Annotated in this window: 14 protein-coding genes and 2 pseudogenes; 5 read left to right on the forward strand and 11 right to left on the reverse strand. The window is 28.0% G+C overall.

Features of this window, described 5'->3' with window-relative positions:
- Positions 1-82 precede the first annotated feature (82 nt).
- The 3 genes from zwf to cspE all read left to right on the forward strand — a co-directional run bounded on the left by zwf (position 83) and on the right by cspE (position 3,370).
- Positions 83-1,567: a glucose-6-phosphate dehydrogenase gene (gene zwf / locus QMA81_03015; protein WHL25236.1), complete on the forward strand. Its 1,485-nt coding sequence runs from the start codon at positions 83-85 to the stop codon at positions 1,565-1,567.
- 241 nt (positions 1,568-1,808) lie between these two features.
- Positions 1,809-2,741, forward strand: coding sequence for a protease HtpX (gene htpX, locus QMA81_03020; GenBank protein WHL25237.1), 933 nt, complete (start codon positions 1,809-1,811; stop codon positions 2,739-2,741).
- A gap of 419 nt (positions 2,742-3,160) precedes the next feature.
- A complete protein-coding gene (cspE, locus tag QMA81_03025) occupies positions 3,161-3,370 on the forward strand; it encodes a transcription antiterminator/RNA stability regulator CspE (protein ID WHL25238.1) in 210 nt (69 codons plus the stop codon).
- Between the two features lie 368 nt (positions 3,371-3,738).
- On the opposite strand, the gene QMA81_03030 is transcribed toward cspE, so the two are convergent.
- The 3 genes and pseudogenes from QMA81_03030 to manX all read right to left on the reverse strand — a co-directional run bounded on the left by QMA81_03030 (position 3,739) and on the right by manX (position 6,495).
- Positions 3,739-4,605: a PTS mannose transporter subunit IID gene (locus QMA81_03030; protein WHL25239.1), complete on the reverse strand. Its 867-nt coding sequence runs from the start codon at positions 4,603-4,605 to the stop codon at positions 3,739-3,741.
- A gap of 17 nt (positions 4,606-4,622) precedes the next feature.
- A complete protein-coding gene (locus tag QMA81_03035; protein WHL25240.1) occupies positions 4,623-5,432 on the reverse strand; it encodes a PTS mannose/fructose/sorbose transporter subunit IIC in 810 nt (269 codons plus the stop codon).
- An 88-nt stretch (positions 5,433-5,520) separates the two neighbouring features.
- Positions 5,521-6,495, reverse strand: a pseudogene (gene manX, locus QMA81_03040) (PTS mannose transporter subunit IIAB).
- A gap of 569 nt (positions 6,496-7,064) precedes the next feature.
- On the opposite strand from manX, the gene QMA81_03045 reads away from it, so the two are divergent.
- Entirely contained in the window at positions 7,065-8,624 is a 1,560-nt protein-coding gene (locus tag QMA81_03045) for a TerC family protein (protein WHL25241.1), read from the forward strand.
- A gap of 50 nt (positions 8,625-8,674) precedes the next feature.
- On the opposite strand, the gene pabB is transcribed toward QMA81_03045, so the two are convergent.
- Positions 8,675-10,066 carry an aminodeoxychorismate synthase component I gene (gene pabB / locus QMA81_03050; protein ID WHL25242.1) on the reverse strand — a complete coding sequence of 464 codons (1,392 nt, stop codon included), beginning with the start codon at positions 10,064-10,066 and terminating at the stop codon, positions 8,675-8,677.
- 422 nt (positions 10,067-10,488) lie between these two features.
- On the opposite strand from pabB, the gene tsaB reads away from it, so the two are divergent.
- The gene (tsaB, locus tag QMA81_03055; GenBank protein ID WHL25243.1) at positions 10,489-11,190 is read left to right on the forward strand and encodes a tRNA (adenosine(37)-N6)-threonylcarbamoyltransferase complex dimerization subunit type 1 TsaB; all 702 of its coding nucleotides are present in this window, start codon (positions 10,489-10,491) and stop codon (positions 11,188-11,190) included.
- A 381-nt stretch (positions 11,191-11,571) separates the two neighbouring features.
- On the opposite strand, the gene QMA81_03060 is transcribed toward tsaB, so the two are convergent.
- The 7 genes and pseudogenes from QMA81_03060 to xthA all read right to left on the reverse strand — a co-directional run bounded on the left by QMA81_03060 (position 11,572) and on the right by xthA (position 19,131).
- Complete coding sequence (locus tag QMA81_03060) at positions 11,572-11,838, reverse strand: cell division topological specificity factor MinE (protein WHL25244.1); 267 nt, start codon at positions 11,836-11,838, stop codon at positions 11,572-11,574.
- Between the two features lie 5 nt (positions 11,839-11,843).
- Positions 11,844-12,656: a septum site-determining protein MinD gene (minD, locus tag QMA81_03065; protein ID WHL25245.1), complete on the reverse strand. Its 813-nt coding sequence runs from the start codon at positions 12,654-12,656 to the stop codon at positions 11,844-11,846.
- Between the two features lie 27 nt (positions 12,657-12,683).
- Positions 12,684-13,364, reverse strand: a pseudogene (gene minC / locus QMA81_03070) (septum site-determining protein MinC).
- Positions 13,365-13,936: 572 nt separating this feature from the next.
- Positions 13,937-14,464 (reverse strand): disulfide bond formation protein DsbB, encoded by a 528-nt coding sequence (dsbB, locus tag QMA81_03075; GenBank protein ID WHL25246.1) that lies wholly within the window; start codon positions 14,462-14,464, stop codon positions 13,937-13,939.
- A 470-nt stretch (positions 14,465-14,934) separates the two neighbouring features.
- The gene (gene gap / locus QMA81_03080) at positions 14,935-15,936 is read right to left on the reverse strand and encodes a type I glyceraldehyde-3-phosphate dehydrogenase (protein ID WHL25247.1); all 1,002 of its coding nucleotides are present in this window, start codon (positions 15,934-15,936) and stop codon (positions 14,935-14,937) included.
- A gap of 350 nt (positions 15,937-16,286) precedes the next feature.
- Positions 16,287-18,158, reverse strand: coding sequence for a signal peptide peptidase SppA (gene sppA / locus QMA81_03085; protein ID WHL25248.1), 1,872 nt, complete (start codon positions 18,156-18,158; stop codon positions 16,287-16,289).
- Positions 18,159-18,324: 166 nt separating this feature from the next.
- Positions 18,325-19,131: an exodeoxyribonuclease III gene (gene xthA, locus QMA81_03090; GenBank protein ID WHL25249.1), complete on the reverse strand. Its 807-nt coding sequence runs from the start codon at positions 19,129-19,131 to the stop codon at positions 18,325-18,327.
- Positions 19,132-20,603: the final 1,472 nt, after the last annotated feature.

Here is a 20,603-nt window from a genome sequence, read left to right on the forward strand (position 1 = left end):
ATATCTGCTTTTATTTTAAGTCACTTATATTTACATTGTAATTAAATATAATAACTATAAACTAACATATCAGAGAACCAATATGCAAGCAACATCTATTACTCAAGCATGTAATTTAATTATTTTTGGAACTAAAGGTGATTTAACGCGTAGAAAGTTGTTTCCATCATTATATCAGTTAGAAAAAATAGGCGCTATTCATCCTGATACACGTATTATAGGAGTAGGTCGTGCAGAATGGAGCCTTGTTATGTATATTGAAGTTGTATATGCTGCTTTAAAAAAATTTATGCAAGATCCTATTGATGAATCTTTATGGTGTATTTTTAGAGCACGACTTGATTTTTGTAATTTAGATGTATATCGAACTGAACGATTTATTCATTTGTTGGATAAATTACAGAATGTAGATATAGTAACAGTAAATTATTTGGCTACGCCTCCTGATACTTTTGGCGTTATATGTAAAGGATTAAGTACTATTGGATTAAATAAAAAATCAAATCGTATAGTTATAGAAAAACCATTGGGTACTAATTTGGATTCTGCTCGTATTATTAATGCTCAGATATCAAAATATTTTGAGGAGAAACAAATTTATCGAATTGATCATTATTTAGGAAAAGAAACAGTTTTAAATTTGTTGGCATTACGTTTCGCAAATTATTTATTTTCTGCAAATTGGGATAATAATACTATTGATCATGTGCAAATTACTGTAGCGGAAGAAGTAGGTATTGAAGGTCGTTGGGGTTATTTTGATTCGATAGGTCAAATGCGTGATATGATACAAAGTCATTTATTGCAGATTTTGACCATTATAGCTATGTCACCTCCATCTAATTTAAGTGCTGATTGTATTCGAGATGAAAAAGTTAAAGTGCTTCGATCATTGCGGAAGATTGATTGTAATAACGTACATAATGTTACAGTTCGTGGACAATATACGTCTGGTTTTATTCATGGGAAACCAGTTCCAGGCTATTTAGAAGAAAAGGGAGCTAATAAGAGCAGTAACACTGAGACATTTGTATCTCTTTGTGTTAATATAGACGACTGGCGTTGGGCTGGTGTTCCATTTTATTTGCGTACTGGAAAGAGATTACCAATTAAATGTTCTGAGATTGTAATTTTTTTTAAAAAACCAGTGATTAATTTATTTCCTGATTCATATCAAGATTTGCCTAATAATAAGTTGACCATTCGATTACAACCAGACGAAGGTATAGATGTTCAAATTTTGAATAAAATACCCGGATTAGGCCATAAGCATCGCTTACAAGCTACTAAATTAAATTTGAGTTTTTACAAAACTTTTTGTCCAGAACATATAGTTGATGCGTATGAGCGCTTATTATTAGAAACAATGCGCGGGATTCAAGCATTATTTGTTCGTCATGATGAAATAGAAGGAGCTTGGAAATGGGTTGATTCTGTCATACAATCTTGGGAATTAGAAGATAATGTACCAAAGCTTTATCAAGCTGGTACTTGGGGGCCTGTAGATTCAATGACCATGATAGCTAAAGATGGTCGTTTTTGGAATGAATATAAATTGTATACATAATTAATTTTGAATATATTACAGTTTTATTAATTTTTGAATTTTGTTAATTGATAAAGTTTTTAAATTTTAATTTAATATAAAGATATTGATATGTAATTGGGTATTTTAGATTGTTTCAAATATTGAAATACAAGTGTGTATTCTATGTACAGGATAGGATTACTTAAAATTGAGTGATTATGTATAGTAAAGCATTGTTTTTATATTTTGAGTTCTTTATTAAATAGGAAAATTATTTTTTATGGTACGTATTATATTATTTGTGATTACCAATTTATCGGTAATGATATTATTTGGCAGTATATTGAGTTTATTGGGATTTTGGTCTTCTACTACATTTGGGTTAGTCAGAATGGCTGGGATATTTGGTTTTGGGGGTGCTATTATTTCTTTATTTTTGTCAAAATTTGTAGCTTTATCTGCAGTTAATGGTGTAATCATTAACAAAGCATCTAACGACATGGAAAATTGGTTGTTAAAGATAATACATAAACAAGCCAATAAGTTGGATATTGTTGCGCCACAATTAGCTGTTTATGATTCTATGGATATGAATGCTTTTGCTACAGGTGCAAGAAGAAATGCAGCATTAATAGCAGTTAGTACTGGTCTTTTAAAAAATATGAAGCAGGAATCGATTGAAGCTGTTATTGCTCATGAAATGAATCATATTGCTTCTGGTGATATGATTACTATGACTCTCATTCAAGGTGTGGTTAATACTTTTGTTATTTTTATATCACGTAGTCTTGCTAAATTAATTTCTTATTGGACTTCATTTATGCAGGATCAAGATAATGAACAACTTGATACTAATGATTATCATGAAGATGTAAATAGTTCTTTGACGTATGTTATAGTATCTGCTCTTTTAGAGATTTTATTTGGTATGTTTGCAAGCGTGATTGTATTTTGGTTTTCTCGTCATCGTGAATTTTATGCAGATGCTGGATCTGCTAAATTAGTGGGATGTAGAAATATGATTTCTGCTTTACAAGAATTAAAACGTAGTCATGAGTCTAAAGTATCTAATAGCATCACTACTTTGTATATTAATAGTGTAAAAAAAAATAGTGTGATAAGTGATTTATTTGCATCTCATCCTTCTTTAGATAAACGGATAGAAGCGTTGCAACATGGTACTTATTTGAATAAATCGTCTTATTTTTTCTAAACAAATTATGTGCTTTATTTATTTTATTAAATAGTTGATTTATAGGTTTTTATAAATGATACCATCATATGATTTGCAAAATAAAAAATAAATGTTACTATGCAAACAGAGTTTGGTATAAGTTAAACTTTTTTGTAAATGTTTTTATTCTTTATATAAAAATGATCTGAAAGAATGAAGGAATGTATGTATATTATTGATTAATATCATATAGTCATATAATTATATGATAAGGTATCAGGTAAACCGAGGTATGTTTCCGTATGTAAGTAGTATTTTGATAAATTCAGTAAAGAAGTGTTGTTATGTATGAATAATATAATTTCCTCTTATTTGAATGTTTCACGAGAATAATAACTCTGGTTTGTCTTTTAATCGCTGTTACGGCAAATGTAAACACTCTAAAGGAAATATGTAAGATGGCAAAAATTAAAGGTCAAGTAAAGTGGTTTAATGAGTCTAAAGGTTTTGGTTTTATTACACCGTCAGATGGTAGTAAAGATGTTTTTGTACATTTTTCTGCTATTCAAGGAAATGGATTTAAGACTTTATCTGAAGGACAAAACGTAGAATTTGAAATTCAAGATGGACATAAAGGCCCATCTGCTGTTAACGTGACGACTTTATAATGTATGTGTATATGTACTTTATAATATAATTAAGGATATTAAAAGTATAAGGTGGTGGTAAAGAAGAGGAATTGTAAAAAATAAACAGCGAGTATCATGGTATACAAATTTACTGTTGATATGAAATACATAGATAGTAGTATTTAATTTTAAAGTTTAAAAAAATATGTGTAAAAACTATATATGTAGTATTAATGTGTTAATTTGGTAGTTTTGGAAGAGATCTAAAAAGTGTATAATGGTTACTGCTGTGTCTGTGTTTGTTGCTACAAAAAATAAGAGAACCTTTCTGTTGTTATGTGTTGTTGTAAACTTCAAGGTTCTCTTATTTTTTGTAGCCTTTTTATTTACTATCTACTGCTATTTGGTTAAAGACCTAATAATCCTATCCAGTATCCAAAAATTCCGATTCCGAAAAATCCTATAATAATCCATAGTGCATTTATTTTGTTATTTAGCAACCACATACAAGCAAATGTTAATAATAAAGGAATAAATCCAGGCATGAGTTGATCTAGAATATTTTGTACAGTTGTAACTACTATGTTTCCATTATTATCAGTAAGTTTAGAAAGTACACATGGAACGTTTACATGAGTCCATTTGTTAACTAATGCTCCCATAACAAATAAACCTAAAATTGAAGAACCTTCTGTTAATTTTTTTAACACTCCTCCTTTCATATCATTAACAATGCTTACTCCCTTCTTATAACCGTATATAATGCCATAATAACGAGTAGCTAATCTAGTTATGTTAAATAGAATAAAAAATAAACATGGACCTAATAGATTTCCACTCATAGCGATTCCTGCTCCTAAGGCAGCAAATACTGGTCTAGCAGTCCCCCAAAATATTGGATCACCTACTCCAGCAAGAGGACCCATTAATCCTATTTTTAAACCATTGATGGAAGCATTATCTATAGTAGTAGCACCATTAGCTTTTTGTTCTTCCATGGCCATGGTCACTCCTAATATAGGTGCGGCAACATAGGGATGTGTATTAAAGAATTCTAAATGTCGTTTAATTGCTTCTTTTTGATTTTCGCTGTGTTTAGGATATAAACGTTTAATTATTGGAATCATAGTAAAACAAAATCCTAGCGCTTGCATACGTTCAAAATTCCAAGATCCTTGAAAAAGGTTAGAACGAATAAAAGCCGCCCGTATATCACTTTTTCTTAATTTTATTATTTTTGTTTTGGTATGGATTGTTTGAGGGTTATTAATCATTATAATTACCTATTAATCTAGTCTAATTCGTCATCAAGTTTGTTTTGAGCTTTAACAGTCAAATCATGATTATTTTTTTGTGTAATTTGATTATATCGTGGAGATAATTGAATGTATAGGATAGCCATAATTATACCAATAATACCTAATGCGACTAAATTAAATTCGGTGAATGCTGTAATAACGAATCCCAGAAAAAAAAATGGCATTAGATATCCAGTGCGCATCATATTAATAACCATCGCATAACCAACTACAACTATAATACCTCCAGCAATGTTTAAACCATTAGTTATTACTTCTGGTATTGCGTGAAGCATGCGATGTATAGTTTCAGTTCCAACGGAAATTCCAACAATAGTAGCTGGAATTGCAACACGCATAGCCTGTAACATAAGAGCAGTAATATGAATCCAGCTTAAAATTGTTATATTACAGCGTTCTGCTGCTGTGTCAGCAGCATGTTGAAATGCTACAGTAATAGTACGTACAATAATAGTTAATACTTGTCCGGCAGCAGCTAATGGAATTGCTAAAGCAATTCCTGCTCCGATAGGTTGTTGTCCCATAATTACTAAGATGGTAGAAATAATTGAAGCTAAAGCAGTATCAGGCGCGACAGCGGCTCCTATGTTCATCCATCCAAGCGCTATCATTTCCAATGTTCCTCCAATAATAATCCCAGTTTTTATGTCTCCTAAGATTAAACCAATTAGAGTACATGCTATTAGTGGTCTATGACATTGAAATTCGTCAAGTATTGAACCCATTCCAATAATAGAAGATATAATAAACAATAAAAAAATTTGAAGTGCATTAATTTCCATTTCATTTTCCTAAAAATATGAAAATAAAACATTTTATTAATATAGTTCTCATATGAATTTATTAAATAAATATACATATGTAAATTAATTAGGAATGATTTATTTTTTTTATTAATTTCATTATTTTTAATGATGGATCTGATGGTACTTTACGTGCTTCTAATTCAATACCATATTGATCAAGTTTTTTAAAAGCCTCAATATCTATGTTATTTACTGATATAGCATTATTTATTTGTTTTTTGTCTTTATAAAAAGCCATTCCTCCAACATTTACTGAATTAATAGGGATACCGCCTTCAATAAGGCGTACAATATCTGTAGGATTAGTGAATAACATGATGACTTTATCTCCAGCATATTTAGGATTATTATATACGCGTATAGTTTTATCAATATCTAAGACATGAGCAGTTACTCCAGGAGGTGTTACTTGAGTCAATAAAGTTTTTCGGATCATATCTTTAGATACTTCATCGTTTACTACTATAATACGTGTAATGTTATATTCTTTAACCCAACGAGTAACTACTTGTCCATGAATTAGCCTGTCATCAATACGTGCTAAACAGATAACCATATGGTTTTTATTGTTTTTATTTAATAATGAATGCAAAATTTTATTTTTATTGGTGTTCTGGTCACTCTCTAATTGATTAGGATCAGAGCAATATTTTACAGATTTTATACTTTCGTTACCAGACTTCAATGCAATTTGTACTAATTCTTGACAAGTATGGGTATCGTCACGCGCCATGAATACTTCAATTAACATAGGGATATTTATACCCGTGACAATATCATATTTTTCTTTGTTTAATATGATGCTATGAGCAGCATTGAAAGGACTTCCTCCCCAGGTATCTACTAAGAATAATACACCTGCATTAGTATTAAGATTTGATAGACATGTATTATATTTTTTAATTAGTATTTCAGTATTTTCTTCAGGAAGTAATTCAATCCATGCAACATTTTTTTGTTTTCCCACAATCATTTCAGTGGTTTTAAGTAATTGTTCAGATACAGAACCATGAGCTCCTAATACTATAGCTATAGTCACTACTTTGTCCTCTTTGATACATTATCGATATTTTATTTTTTATTTTGTATTATTTTAATTTTTTAAAATAATACGGTATATATTTTTAGTTGTTTTTCATGTTGTTTACGATTTATTTTATGTTATGTACAATATGTAGGTTAATGTTTCTTTAGTATTTTAAAATACAAAACCATATGCTTATACTATTTTAGTTTTCTGATTTTATTTTAATCAATACATACGAAAGTAAGTATTGAGATACTTCAAAAGACAACTGATTACATTATACTGTCTTTTCTGTCATAATGATAGATTATCTTTAATGTTAAAATGCATGCTTTACAGCGGTATGTAAGAGATATTTTACATCATATCATAATAGTAGCATTTCTTTATTTAAGTAAAATTCACATAACCTTATGGCGATATATATTAACTTTTATCAATACCCTTTCCTACGCAAACTTTTATTTGATCATGTTTAATTTGTTGTTTAAAACTTCATTATGTAATCAGATATTTTAATATGTTTATATAAACATGCCATTAAATGATGTGTTATCTAACATTCAATGGAGGAGATTATCATGGAATTTTTAACGGACATTTCAATGTGGGTAGGATTATTAACTCTAGTGATTTTAGAAGTTGTACTCGGTATTGATAATTTAGTTTTTATTACTATCTTAGCAGATAAGCTGCCAAAAAAACAACGTGAACGTGCATGTATTATTGGTTTAACATTGGCATTAATAATGCGTATAGCATTATTATCTTTAATTTCGTGGTTTGCAACTCTCACAAAACCATTATGTAAAATCGCTGATTTTTCATTTTCTATTAGAGATTTAATTTTATTATTTGGTGGTATTTTTCTTTTATTTAAGGCAACTACTGAATTACATCAACAATTAGAACATAAAATACATAATAATACTACTCGTGGATACGCTAGTTTTTGGATAGTAGTAATACAGATTGTAGTTTTTGATGCTATTTTTTCTCTTGATGCAGTAATAACGGCTGTTGGTACAGTAGAAAATTTAATCATCATGATAATGGCAGTTATAATAGCGGTAACGTTGATGTTGTTATTATCTCGTTTGTTAACTAATTTTATTAATAATCATCAGACTGTAGTAGTTTTATGTTTGAGTTTTTTGTTAATTATCGGTTTAAGCTTAATTGCAGAAGGAATTGGATTTTATATACCAAAAGGTTATCTATATGTTGCTATTGGATTTTCAGTATTAATTGAATTATTTAATCAAATAGCTCACTGTAATTCTATGAAAGGTCAATCAACTAAATCAATGCGTGAACGTACTGCAGAAGTAATTATGAGGTTAATGGGTAATACGGTGCAATGGAGTTCTACTACAGAAAAAAATTATTCTATTTCTTCATCAACAACGCATTTTGCTGAAGAGGAGCGACATATGATTACTGGAGTGTTATCGTTAGCTTCACGTACTTTAAGAAGTATAATGACTCCTAGAAATGAAATTTCATGGTTAGATTCTAAAAAACCAGTACAGGAATTATATTCTATTTTAATGAATACTCCTCATAATATGTTTCCTGTATGTAACGGTGAATTAGATCAATTAATAGGAATTGTTCGTGCTAAAGATTTGATGGCAGCGATAGCTCATGGAGAGCAAGTGGAAACACATGCTGCAGAAAATTTGCCTATTGTGGTTCCAGAAACTTTAGATGTCTTAAATTTGTTGAAAGAATTACGTCGCGCGAGAGGTAGTATGGTTATTGTATCTAATGAGTTTGGGATTATTCAAGGACTAATAACCCCTTTGGATGTGCTAGAAGCTATAGCTGGTGAATTTCCTGATGAAGATGAAACACCAGAAATAGAAACAATTAATAATGGTACAGGTTGGTTAGCAAAAGGTAGTATGGATTTGCATGCATTGCAACAAGCATTACAAGCTCATGATTTAGTGCATGAATGTGATCATGTTGCTTCTTTAGCTGGATTATTATTATCTCGTTGTGATCGTATACCAAAAGAAGGTGATGTACTAACAATTAATAGATGGCGTTTTATAATTCGAAAAATGATAGAGTATCGTATTGAACTAGTGGAGATAGAACACTTTACTTTGTTTAATGAAACACATCAACAATAGATTTTTGTATAGATATATTTAAAAATATTATTGTTAGCAAATTATAGTAATTATATTAAATAAAATTTTTTCAATAACGGTAGTAATAGAGTATGTATTTTGTCTTTCATTTCTTGATATTCTATATTTTCGTCACTATCGAATACAATGCCGCTTCCTACTGAACAAAAGAGATTTTTTTTATCAGCTAATAGTGTTCTAATAGCAATATTGGTATCCATGTTCCCACAACAACTTAAGTATCCGATGCTTCCAGACCAAATACTTCGACGATGTGGTTCAAGTTGTTCGATTAACTTCATTGCTTGAATCTTTGGAGCCCCAGTTATAGATCCTCCAGGAAAGCATGCTCGTAATAAATCACAAGCAGAAAAATTATTAGCAAGCTTTCCTGTAATTGTGCTGATCATATGATGTACTCCTGTAAATGATTGGATATCAAATAATTTAGGTACATGAATACTGCCTGGAATAGCTACTTTTCCAATATCATTTCTTAATAAATCAACGATCATTAAATTTTCTGATCTATTTTTTATTGATTTAGATAATTTAATAATTTGGTGATAATCATCTTGTTTATTTTTTAGTCTGGGTAGTGTTCCTTTAATGGGTTGAGTTTTAATTTTCGTATCATGTAATTGTAGAAAACGTTCTGGGGATAAACTAAGTATACTTAATTTATTTGGCAGCCTAATAAATCCTGAAAAAGGTGCATGATTATAATTTAATAAATAACGGAACGCTATCCAAGTATTGCCTATATATGGGGTATAAAAACGTTGAGAAAGACATACTTGATAACAATTACCTATAGTTATATGTTTTTTTATAATATTAAATTTTTCTGAATATTCAGATTGGTTAATATTACTTCTCCATGGTTTTGTAATACGAAATGATGTACGATCAATGTGATTTCTGTATGTATATTGTTGATATATCCAGGGTAAAATTTGGTTAGGCTCATCATGAGTAACAAGGTAATTTTTATAAAGTTTATGATCAGAAATGATTGCCCAACGATATAAACCTATTGCCATATCTGGAAACAGGAGATCTTGCTTTGCTAATGTTGGTAATGATTCGATACATCTTGCGAGGTCATATCCAAATATACCTAAAAATCCACCTTGAAATGGTAATTTAAGTTTATGACTATTACATGATTCCATATTAATAATATGAGTATATTCTTTTAATAATATAAAAGGATCTGTATTACTAATCTTATGATTTTTGTTATGAGAAATTGTAGTGATATTATTTTTAGTAACTAATGTTAATACTGGATCAGTAACTAATATATCGAAACGACTATCTGGGTGTTGATTATTATGCCCAGAATACAGCAGCATAGACCATGCTGTATTGGATAAAGGTTCAAAAAGATTTAATATAGCATCGGGGCGATAAGGTAATTCTATAAGATGTATTCCCATTAAAAATAGACATTCCTTTATGTTTTGAAAATATGTGTTAATTATGTTAGTTATATTAATAAAGATAAGGTATTAATATTAATTGTATGATATTTTATCATTTTAAAATTATTAAAGAATGTATAATAATTTATTATTTTATATTGTGTTAGGTATATTTATTTTCATATTGTGTTTTATTTTGAAGCAAACGTAAAACGATAAATCTTTATTACGATATATATTATTATTTTGAAAAATTAAGTTGTGATAGCACTCATTTTTTATAAAAAAAATGAGTGCTATCACAACTTAATTTTTTAGTGTTGGTAATTTTTTCTTGAATTTAATTGGTATTTTATAGTTTATATGATAAACATAGCACGTATAATATAATTTTTTTATGATACTTTCAATATATAATTTTATTGTATTTATGTGATATGTCTACTCGAATTTTGGCTTTTGATACTACTACTGAATTATGTTCTGTTGCTTTGATGATCGATCATCACATATATGATCACAAAATTGTAGCATTAAGACGTCATTCAGAAAAGATATTACCTATGATTAATAAATTATTATCAGAAGTAGGTGTTACCTTGCAATCTCTTGATTGCATTATATTTAATAGAGGTCCGGGTAGCTTTGTGGGGGTACGAATTGGCATATGTGTTGCACAAGGGTTAGCATTGGGAGCTGATTTGCCATTAGTGGAAGTATCTTCTTTGGTAGTACTAGCTCAAGGAGCTTGGCGTATTTTTTCTATTAAACAAATTATATCTACTATTGATGCACGTATGGGCGAATTGTATTGCGCTCGTTATCGGATGAGTGATAATGATTGTTGGATATGTTATAGTAATGAGTCTATTATGACAGCAGAGATAATTGCGGCAGAGTTAACATCTTATAATACAATGTTGCAAGGTAGTTGGGTACTTGCAGGTACAGGTTGGAATAACTATTCAGTGTTAGAACATATCAAAGTAAGTGATACTATTTTTTTAAGGAAGATTGTCATGTCACCTGAAGCACGGGATATGTTACCATTAGGAATGCATAGTTGGAGAAATAAAATGTTTTTGACTCCAAGTCAGGTACAACCTGTTTATTTACGTAATAAAATAGTTTCTACATAAACAATATTGGTTTAGTATCAAATGTGGTATTTAATACTTAATATCGTATACAATACTAGTAAGGTATATGGATGAGTTTTTGTTAATAGTTTGTGTGTGAAAATATTGCATATATGGTTTATTATGGGTTGTGAGATGTTATAATATAATCTATTGTAGAATTGACCGTATAAATAAAAAGATAATGTAAATGTTATCCATATATTTAATTTCATTGCAATTTTGATTGAAATAGAGTGGTTTATTAGAAAATTAGTAAATAAATGATGAGGGATGAATATATTTTTATAATATTAGTTTAATACATAAATTAATAAAGTGTTTTTCAAGTGTTATTTTTATTGGAATATTTAATTTAAATGATACGTATAGCTTGACGTATTACGTTTTTTCATTAGAGTAAATTACTTTACATTTTAAAATAAATGTGTTGTTGTCTTCTTTTTCTAGTTGTACTGAAAGTATATATGGATCAGGTATATATTTATGTATTATTCGGGTTAAATCTTTTTTTAGTTGATATAAATAATGTGGAGAATGGTTATTTATATTTTTGATCTTATGTTCAGAAATAACGTCTTGTAGTCTTCTTTTGGCAATTTTAGCTGGGGTTCTTTTTCTTAAAAAAAGGAAATTGACTAATACCATAAGTATTATCTCTTAAAAAATCGTTTTAAAAAGTTAAATTTTTTGCTTTCAGTAAATCGAAAAGGACACTGTTTCCCCAATAAACGATCCACTGTATCTGAGTAGGCTTGACCTGCATGGGATTTGATATCTAAAATAATTGGTTCACCTTGATTAGATGCTTTTAGTACTGATTTATCTTCTGGTATAACACCCAATAAAGGGATTCTTAATATTTCTATTACGTCTTCTAAACTAAGCATATCTCCATGTTTTACGCGAATAGGATTATATCGAGTCAGTAATAAGTATTCTTTGATAGTTTCTATATTATTTATAGAATGTTTAGATTTAGAAGACAAAATACCTAAAACACGATCTGAGTCATGTACTGAAGAAACTTCTGGATTGGTGATGACGATAGCTTCGTCAGCAAAATGTAGAGCTGCTAATGCTCCGCTATCAATACCTGCAGGAGAATCACATATTATAAATTCAAAATTCATTTTATTAAGATCATTTAATATTTTTTCTACTCCGATAAGAGTTAAGGCATTCTTATCGCGGGTTTGTGAAGCAGGTAGAATATATAGATAGTCACTGCGCTTGTCTTTAATTAATGCTTGATGTAATGTGGCTTCATTTTGAATGACATTAATAAAATCATATACCACTCTGCGTTCACAGCCCATAACTAAATCAAGATTACGTAAACCAATATCGAAATCAATAACAACTGTTTTTTTTCCTTTATGTGCCAATCCAGTGGCAATAGCTGCGCTTGATGTTGTTTTACCAACTCCTCCTTTTCCTGAAGTAATAACAATTATACGTGCCATCAACAAATTCCTTATTTTCAGTATACATTATAAATCTTGAATGATAAGAGCGTCATTTTTTAAACTAAGTCTTACTGCTTTACCTGAAAATTCTTTTGGAATTTGATCGCTTAGCCAATAACGCCCTCCAATAGATACTAGTTCAGAAGATAAATTAGTACAAAAAATTTGAGATTCTTTATTACCAGATGCACCAGCTAATATACGTCCTCGCATTGTGCCATAAATGTGGATATTCCCATCAGCAATTATTTCGGCGCCAGCACTAACATTTGCAATAACAATTAAATCTCTATTATGAGCATATATTTTTTGTCCAGAACGTATTGGTGTTTTAATTAGTTGTGTTCTGGATGTTGTTAAAGTATTTTTTTGAAGATATTCTGGAAAATCTTTATGTAATATGGTTATGTTTTGTGATAAAACAGGTAACCCGCTACGAATGATTATTTCTTTTAATTTATTATCGTGACAACAACATGCTCCAACTACAGATAATCCAGAATCTGATATTGTTTGATATAGCGCATCCCAATTACTACGGGAATTAAGATTACCAACATTTATAACAACTGGAGTATTTTTTAATAGAAAAATAGGAGATTTTTTAATTTTTTCTAGCAATGATCTACGAATTGTTTCCAAGCATGTACTATAAACATGCACCACTAATAATGGAAAATTGCTTCCTTTTATGCTAATAGACACTCTAATTTTTCACAATTTAAATATATATATGTATATGTATGTACTTATATGTAATAAATATTATTTATATAAGTATACGTTTATTTATTGTTAATTTTATTTATTTTAAATAAAATTAACAGTTTACATATTTTTAATTAAAATACTATATTATAATTTTTACAACGTTACAATAAAAAATAGCACTATAACTTTATTATATTAATGATTTATGTTTTTATGAACGCTTATAATAAATAACTTATTTGTTAGGATGATGTAGAGATGATTACGCTGTTATTTGGTATAATGGTGTTTTAATTTTAAAAAATAATAAAAATATTGCAGAATTAGTACTACTTTTTAGGGTTTGGTTAGTTGTCTGTAAATATAAGAGACAATTTTTGTTACGAACATTATTATGTAATATAAATATATTTTAAAACAATCAGCGTTTTGTGTATTGATTATAGCATACATCAATTGAAATAGAATTCATATTAACAAAAATGATTTACAATTAATATATATATTTTAGTAATAATTTTAATTTATTAAGGTATAGTTACTTGGTTTTATTTTTATTTAAATTGTTATTTAGTATTATGTTTTAGAAGATCATTAATTTGTGATATGCCTATGAACAATGCTATCAGCAGATAGCTAGAAAAAATTATGAGCATCCACTGAGAAATTTCTAGCGATAAAAAATACCATTTAAATTCAGCGCAATTACCATTGGCATCAAATATAGAGGGCCACCATTTATTTATAGGTAACCAATCGGGAAATTTGACAAATAAATCACATGTAAAAAATGGAGAAGGATGTAATTGAATATCAATGTATTTTTTAGCGAATAATAATCCTGTATAAGCGCTGTATGTCCAAATTGATATAGCAAATAATCTTAAAGGAGCAAATGAAGGGACGGTTATTGCAATTAATCCTGCAATTCCTATGCCACATAGGGCACATCTTTGATAGATACATAGTACACAAGGTTTTATTAAAACAATGTGTTGTAAATATAGGGCTACTAATTCTAGAGTAATGATAGTAAAAATTAGAAAACCCCAGCATTTTCTACTTTTGGAACAAATATTTAGAAAATACAACATAAATAATTACCTAAAATTAAAATATTTCAGGTTCAATGTGTAATTGTTTAAAATAGAATAAAAAATATTTATTATATAATTATTATTATTATTATTATGTATTAACTGTTGTTATGCTTATTTATATGTATGCAAATTGCAAATATATTAAAACTTTTTAAGATTATCAAATCATACATGATGATACAAGTGCCAAAATTTAATTTTGGAATTAAATTTGAAATTGTCTATATAGAGATATTTAAGTTTTAAAGTTGATAATTTTTATTTTGTAGGAATATAAAAATATTAAGTTATATTACAAATAAGGTGAAATTAATAAAAATTTTGAAGCTTGATGTATATATTGATAGGGATGTTGTTTTTTATTAATTTATTTAAACAACCTCCCTATTTAAGTTGTACAGGGTACATTATACATGATTTTAAGTATTTATTTAATATGTCACATACTTATATGATCAGTATCATTATTTATAATTTGTAATATATATGCTTAAGTCAATGACTTTATCAGAATAACCTGTTTCATTATCATACCAAGATATTAATTTAGCAAAGTTCTGATTTAATGAAATACTAGATTGTGCGTCGAATATAGAAATTAATTTTTCTCCATTAAAATCGCTGGATACTACTTTTTCATCGGTATATCCCATAATTCCTTTTAAATATCCACAAGCAGCATGCTTAATAACATCACAAATATTTTTGTAAGAGGCTGGGTTTTTCAATCGGACAGTAAAGTCGACAACAGAAACGTTTGGAATGGGGACTCGGAATGACATTCCCGTTAATTTACCATCTAACTCTTTAATAACTTTTCCTAATGCTTGTGCTGCTCCAGTAGAAGATGGGATGATATTTTGATAAGCACCACGTCCATTTCTCCAATCATTATATATTGGAGAATCAACAGTTTTTTGAGTAGCAGTAGCAGCATGAACAGTAGTCATTATGCCTTCAATAATTCCAAAGTTATCATGAATAACTTTGGCTAATGGAGCTAAACAATTAGTAGTACAAGATGCATTAGATACTATTTTTTCTCCGTTATAGAGGTGGTTATTTACTCCCATAACAAACATTGGAGTGTTGTCTTTTGCCGGGGCTGTTAAGACTACTTTACGAGCTCCAGAAGATATGTGCCCGTGAGCCTTTTCTTGTGTTAAGAAAATACCTGTAGATTCAGTAACAATGTCGACATCAAAATCTTTCCAATATAAATTTTTTGGGTCTTTTTGTGAAGTATAGTGTACGACTTTATTGTTAATAATTAAGTGATCATCATGTACACTGATTGTACCTTTAAATCTTCCATGAGTTGAATCATACTTCAACATATATGCAATATGTTCAATATCTAATAAATCGTTAATAGCAACGACATCCGCATCTTTTCGTTCTTGAGCAGCTCTGAAGATAACACGACCAATTCTTCCAAATCCATTTATACCTATTTTAATAGCCATATATTATATACTCCTGTGTAAAGTAATTGTAGTTATGCGTTATTAATAAAGTTCGATTATAATATATACATGTATGAGATATATAAATTAATAATTTAAAATATAAAGTATGTTTGTATGTAAGTATTAATTAATTACACGTTATCATAACACTAAATAGAATATATGTGTTTAATTAGTTATAATATGATTTACTATGCGATAGTAATATATAGGAAAATAAATATTATATATTTTTATCTTTTGTTTCATTGAAATTAATATTGAATATATTTATTATTTGATATTTTATATATACAAATATAATTTAATACTTTTATAAATTCCTAAATAAAGTTTTGATTATGTTATTATAATTGAGTTAAATGATCTAAATAAAGAGCATAACAATTTTTGGGGTCATTCCATATAAAGTTTAAGACATTAAGGTTATTAATTTTTAATTTTTCGTGAAAATTAGTTAATAAAAGATGATTTAAAAAATTCATACTTATAGTATGAATAACCTTATTAGTGTGTTGTAATAAAAAATCTATCCAATTTGTTTTATCTTCATACCAATTGAGTTGATATTCTGTTAGATGAGCTAATTTAACAGCTTTATTTATTGCGTCATCTAAATCTCCTATGTTATCAATTAGTCCATTTTTTATCGCATCATAACCAAGCCATACATGTCCTTGAGCAATTTTATGAATATCTTCTATGGTTTGATAGCGAGACTCAGCTACTGTGTTAATAAAATAATGATAGCTATTATTTACATAAAGTTGCATCATATCTATATATTCATTAGGTAGTGATGTAGTTATCGAAATATTTGAAATAGGAGATGTACCTACTCCATCATTATGAATACCGATAGTATCGAGAGACTTTTCAAATGTATTAATAATACCAAATATTCCTATAGAACCCGTAATAGTACTATTGCTTGCAATAATCGCATTAGCTGGAGTTGATATCCAATACCCACCAGATGCTGCTACCCCTCCCATAGAAACAACTACCGGTTTACCAGAATTTCTTACAGCTATTAATTCTGATCTAATTAATTCAGAAGCATTCACGCTGCCTCCAGGACTATTAACACGAAGTATTACTGCTTTTACTTTAGAATTAAATCGGGCACTTTTAATTTTATGAGCTATAGTGTCACCGCCAATTGAACCTGGTATATCAGGTCCATCTACAATTGGTCCATTAACACAAATTATTGCTATTTCGTTGTTTTGTTTTATCGGCACTGTAAGATTATAATCATACATGCTAATTGCATTGAATGAAGCGCTTTGTTTATTAGATCCAAATATTTTTTGCATTGTATCTTCTATAACACTGTGAGAAGCAATTTCATCTATCCATTTTTTTTTAAGCGCATAAGCTGCAGTATCACCTTTTATTTGATGTAATTCGTTTAACATTTTATCAGTTTCTGGAAAAATTTCTTGAGTTGTTATTTTACGATTAATGGATATTGTTTTTAAATATTGATTCCACAAATGATTGATTATTTTTTTCTCTTCATGTCGCACATGATCAGACATTTGGTCTTGAATAAATGGTTCAACAGCAGATTTATATGCACCTACTCTAAAAACATGAGTATTAATTTTTAAATTATCCAATAGTGATTTATAATATAATCTGTTGGTAGAGATACCTCGTAAATCTACAAAACCATGAGGTGTAAGATAAATTTTGTTTGCGTAGCTGGCTAGAAAATATTGTGATTGGTTGTAATAATCAGAAATAGAATAAATCAATTTACCAGAGTTTTTAAATTCATGTAAAGCCTTTCCAATATATTCTAATGATGTTTGATTACTTCCAGAAAAATTTTTTAATGATAATATTAATCCGGTTATGTTGGGATCATTTTTGGCTTGACGTAATATATTAATAATATCAAATAGTGAGTTTTCTTTGATGTTGGATTGATTTGTATTTAGTAAATATTTACTGAATTTGTGAAATTTGTTATCTGATGTGATAGGTTTATCTACAACGGTACCAGAAATGTCTAAAATAAGAGCAGTGTTCTTTGATGGAGATTTAGTAGAATTATTTCTTAAGTTTAAATATGTTCCTATCACGATAATCATTAGGACTATAAAAAATATATTTATTATTATCGTTCGTATTAAATATAGTGTACGTACACTATATTTAAGTATTTTACGAATGGTTTGCCATTTATTCTGCATGAACTCTTTAATCATTAAATACATTATATGATGATCCAATGAATAATTTATTAACTATTCTTAAATTATATTAGGTGTTTTATACATATACTCATAATTTGTAGAAATTAATAGCGTATTATTTTTATAATAAGTAACAAAGATTAAATATAACTTTCATCTCTTATTATATAAGTATAAGTTAAATATTGAAATCTGCCCATACTGGGGCATGATCAGAAGGTTTACTCATACTACGAATGCTATAACTTATATCACTATTTTTACAACGATTTTCTAAAGAACAAGTTACCAATATTAAATCGATACGTAAACCACTATTTCTATTAAATCCATTGGATTTATAACTAAACCAAGAATAACGTTCATTTTTATGAGGGTGCATATTTCTATAAATATCTATTAACCCCCAGTTCATTAAATTGTGTATCCATGTTCTTTCTTCTGGTAAGAAAGAACATCGTCCTGATGAAATCCAATTTTTTCTATTCTTTTCGCCAATACCAATATCCAAGTCTGTAGGACTGATATTCATATCACCCATAATTAGTAACAATGCATTATTGCGATAAGTGTGTTCTATATAGTTTTGAAAATTTTTGTAAAAATTTCTTTTATACATAAATTTTTCAGTATGATTTTTATTTTCTCCTTGAGGGAAATAACCATTGATAATAGTTAATATGCCTATTGATGTTGTAATATCAGCCATGATTATTCGTTTTTGAGATAAATGATCATCATTAGAAAGCCCTCTGGTCACGGTTACTGGAATCTGACGAAGAAGTAATGCAACACCATGATATTTTTTTTGTCCATAATAGTATACGTGATAACCGTATTTTAAAATTTCTTTTATGGGGAAATAATCATCATGTACTTTAGTTTCTTGTAGACCGATTACGTCAGGTTGTAACTGCAAGATAATTTCAGTTAACTGATGCATGCGCGCTCGTAGTCCGTTGATATTAAAAGAAACAAATTTCATACAATATTGATCCGTAAATTATTTACAAGTATTATAAATACAATCTATCGTTTATTTATTAATTATTGTGGATATTTCATTATAATCAATAAATAAATTTTGTGAGCTTATAATAGAGTGTATAAAAGATAACTATTAATCATACTGATTAATCTTGAATCGATTGCAGTATATAATATTTTTTTTTAAAGTAACAGTTTGTATTTTAAAGACCGTGGACATTATATATAAATATTTTTGTACAATGCAATAATGAGAGCTAATTAAAAAATGATTGTTGTATTTTAGTAAGTGTATTTAGTTTAGAACAGTATTTACATATTGTGATGCAATTGCTTTATCATTACTTTAATAAGTGGTTATGTTTTGAATTTTTAGTTTATGTATTTATTATATTCAGATAATTGCTTGATTAAGGTGATAACTACAGACAAAATGCTTATTTTTAGTAGTAATAAATTATGTGTTATTAATTTATAATTTTATTACAAGTTTATATGGTGAATTTTTTTCATAATAGCCAATTATTTAAATTAAAATTGGTGTTGATTTGAGATTAGTTTATTAATAAGTTTTATTCAGATTATTAAAGATAGTCATAAGTAATTGTATAAATATCTTATTTAATCGGACTTAAATAGTTTTTAATATTAAAAATAATATTTTTTAGTATATAAAAGGTTTTTGTGTATGCAATAGCTATATTAGTAAGTCTTATAATCACAGAGATTTATATAAAAATAAGATTTTTCGAAGATTGGTCATTGTTTCTAAAACAATTAAAATTTTTAATTCTATAAAATAGATAGTATCTTACGTTTTTTAAAAAGATTTAAATATGTTTATTATGATATTAGTTAATGGTTGCATTTGATTTATTAGATTCTTTTTTTTTGCATAAAATAGAAAATATTAGTGAAAATTGTTCTTGCAAATATTTTGGATATTTATTAAATAATCTTATTAATTTTAATGATTGTAATAATTTTTAAATTTTCAATTTTTATTGAAATATGTTAAAATAGCACGGTTGTTTGTGCATGTGATTTTTTAAGTAGTATTCATATTTATAAACCAAATTTTAATATATTCAAAGCTTGTTTATTTATAGCATAAATCATGATATTAAATTGAGAATGTTGTAAAATTATGTTTTAGTTTTATATTTTTTAGTTATTTAAATTATTATGAAGAATAGAATTAGTTGTGTGATGCACGCAATCCTTTTAGGAATGTAATTGGGAAAAGTAATTGTAGAATTGAATAAATGTAATTTCTTTAATTAATTTTATGTGTTATTTTTTAAATGCTTTAGAACGAAATAATGGAAGGAACAAATAATTAGAGTTTATTTTAATAGTTATATTCGTATCGGTATTTGTATTATTTAAAAATTATTATTAATATCAGTGTTATAATTGATTTTAATGTGGTTGATTTTTGATTTATTTAAGATTTATGTTTTTATATAC

Source organism: Candidatus Blochmannia vicinus, assembly GCA_030020825.1.
GTDB classification, from domain to species: domain Bacteria; phylum Pseudomonadota; class Gammaproteobacteria; order Enterobacterales; family Enterobacteriaceae; genus Blochmanniella; species Blochmanniella vicinus_A.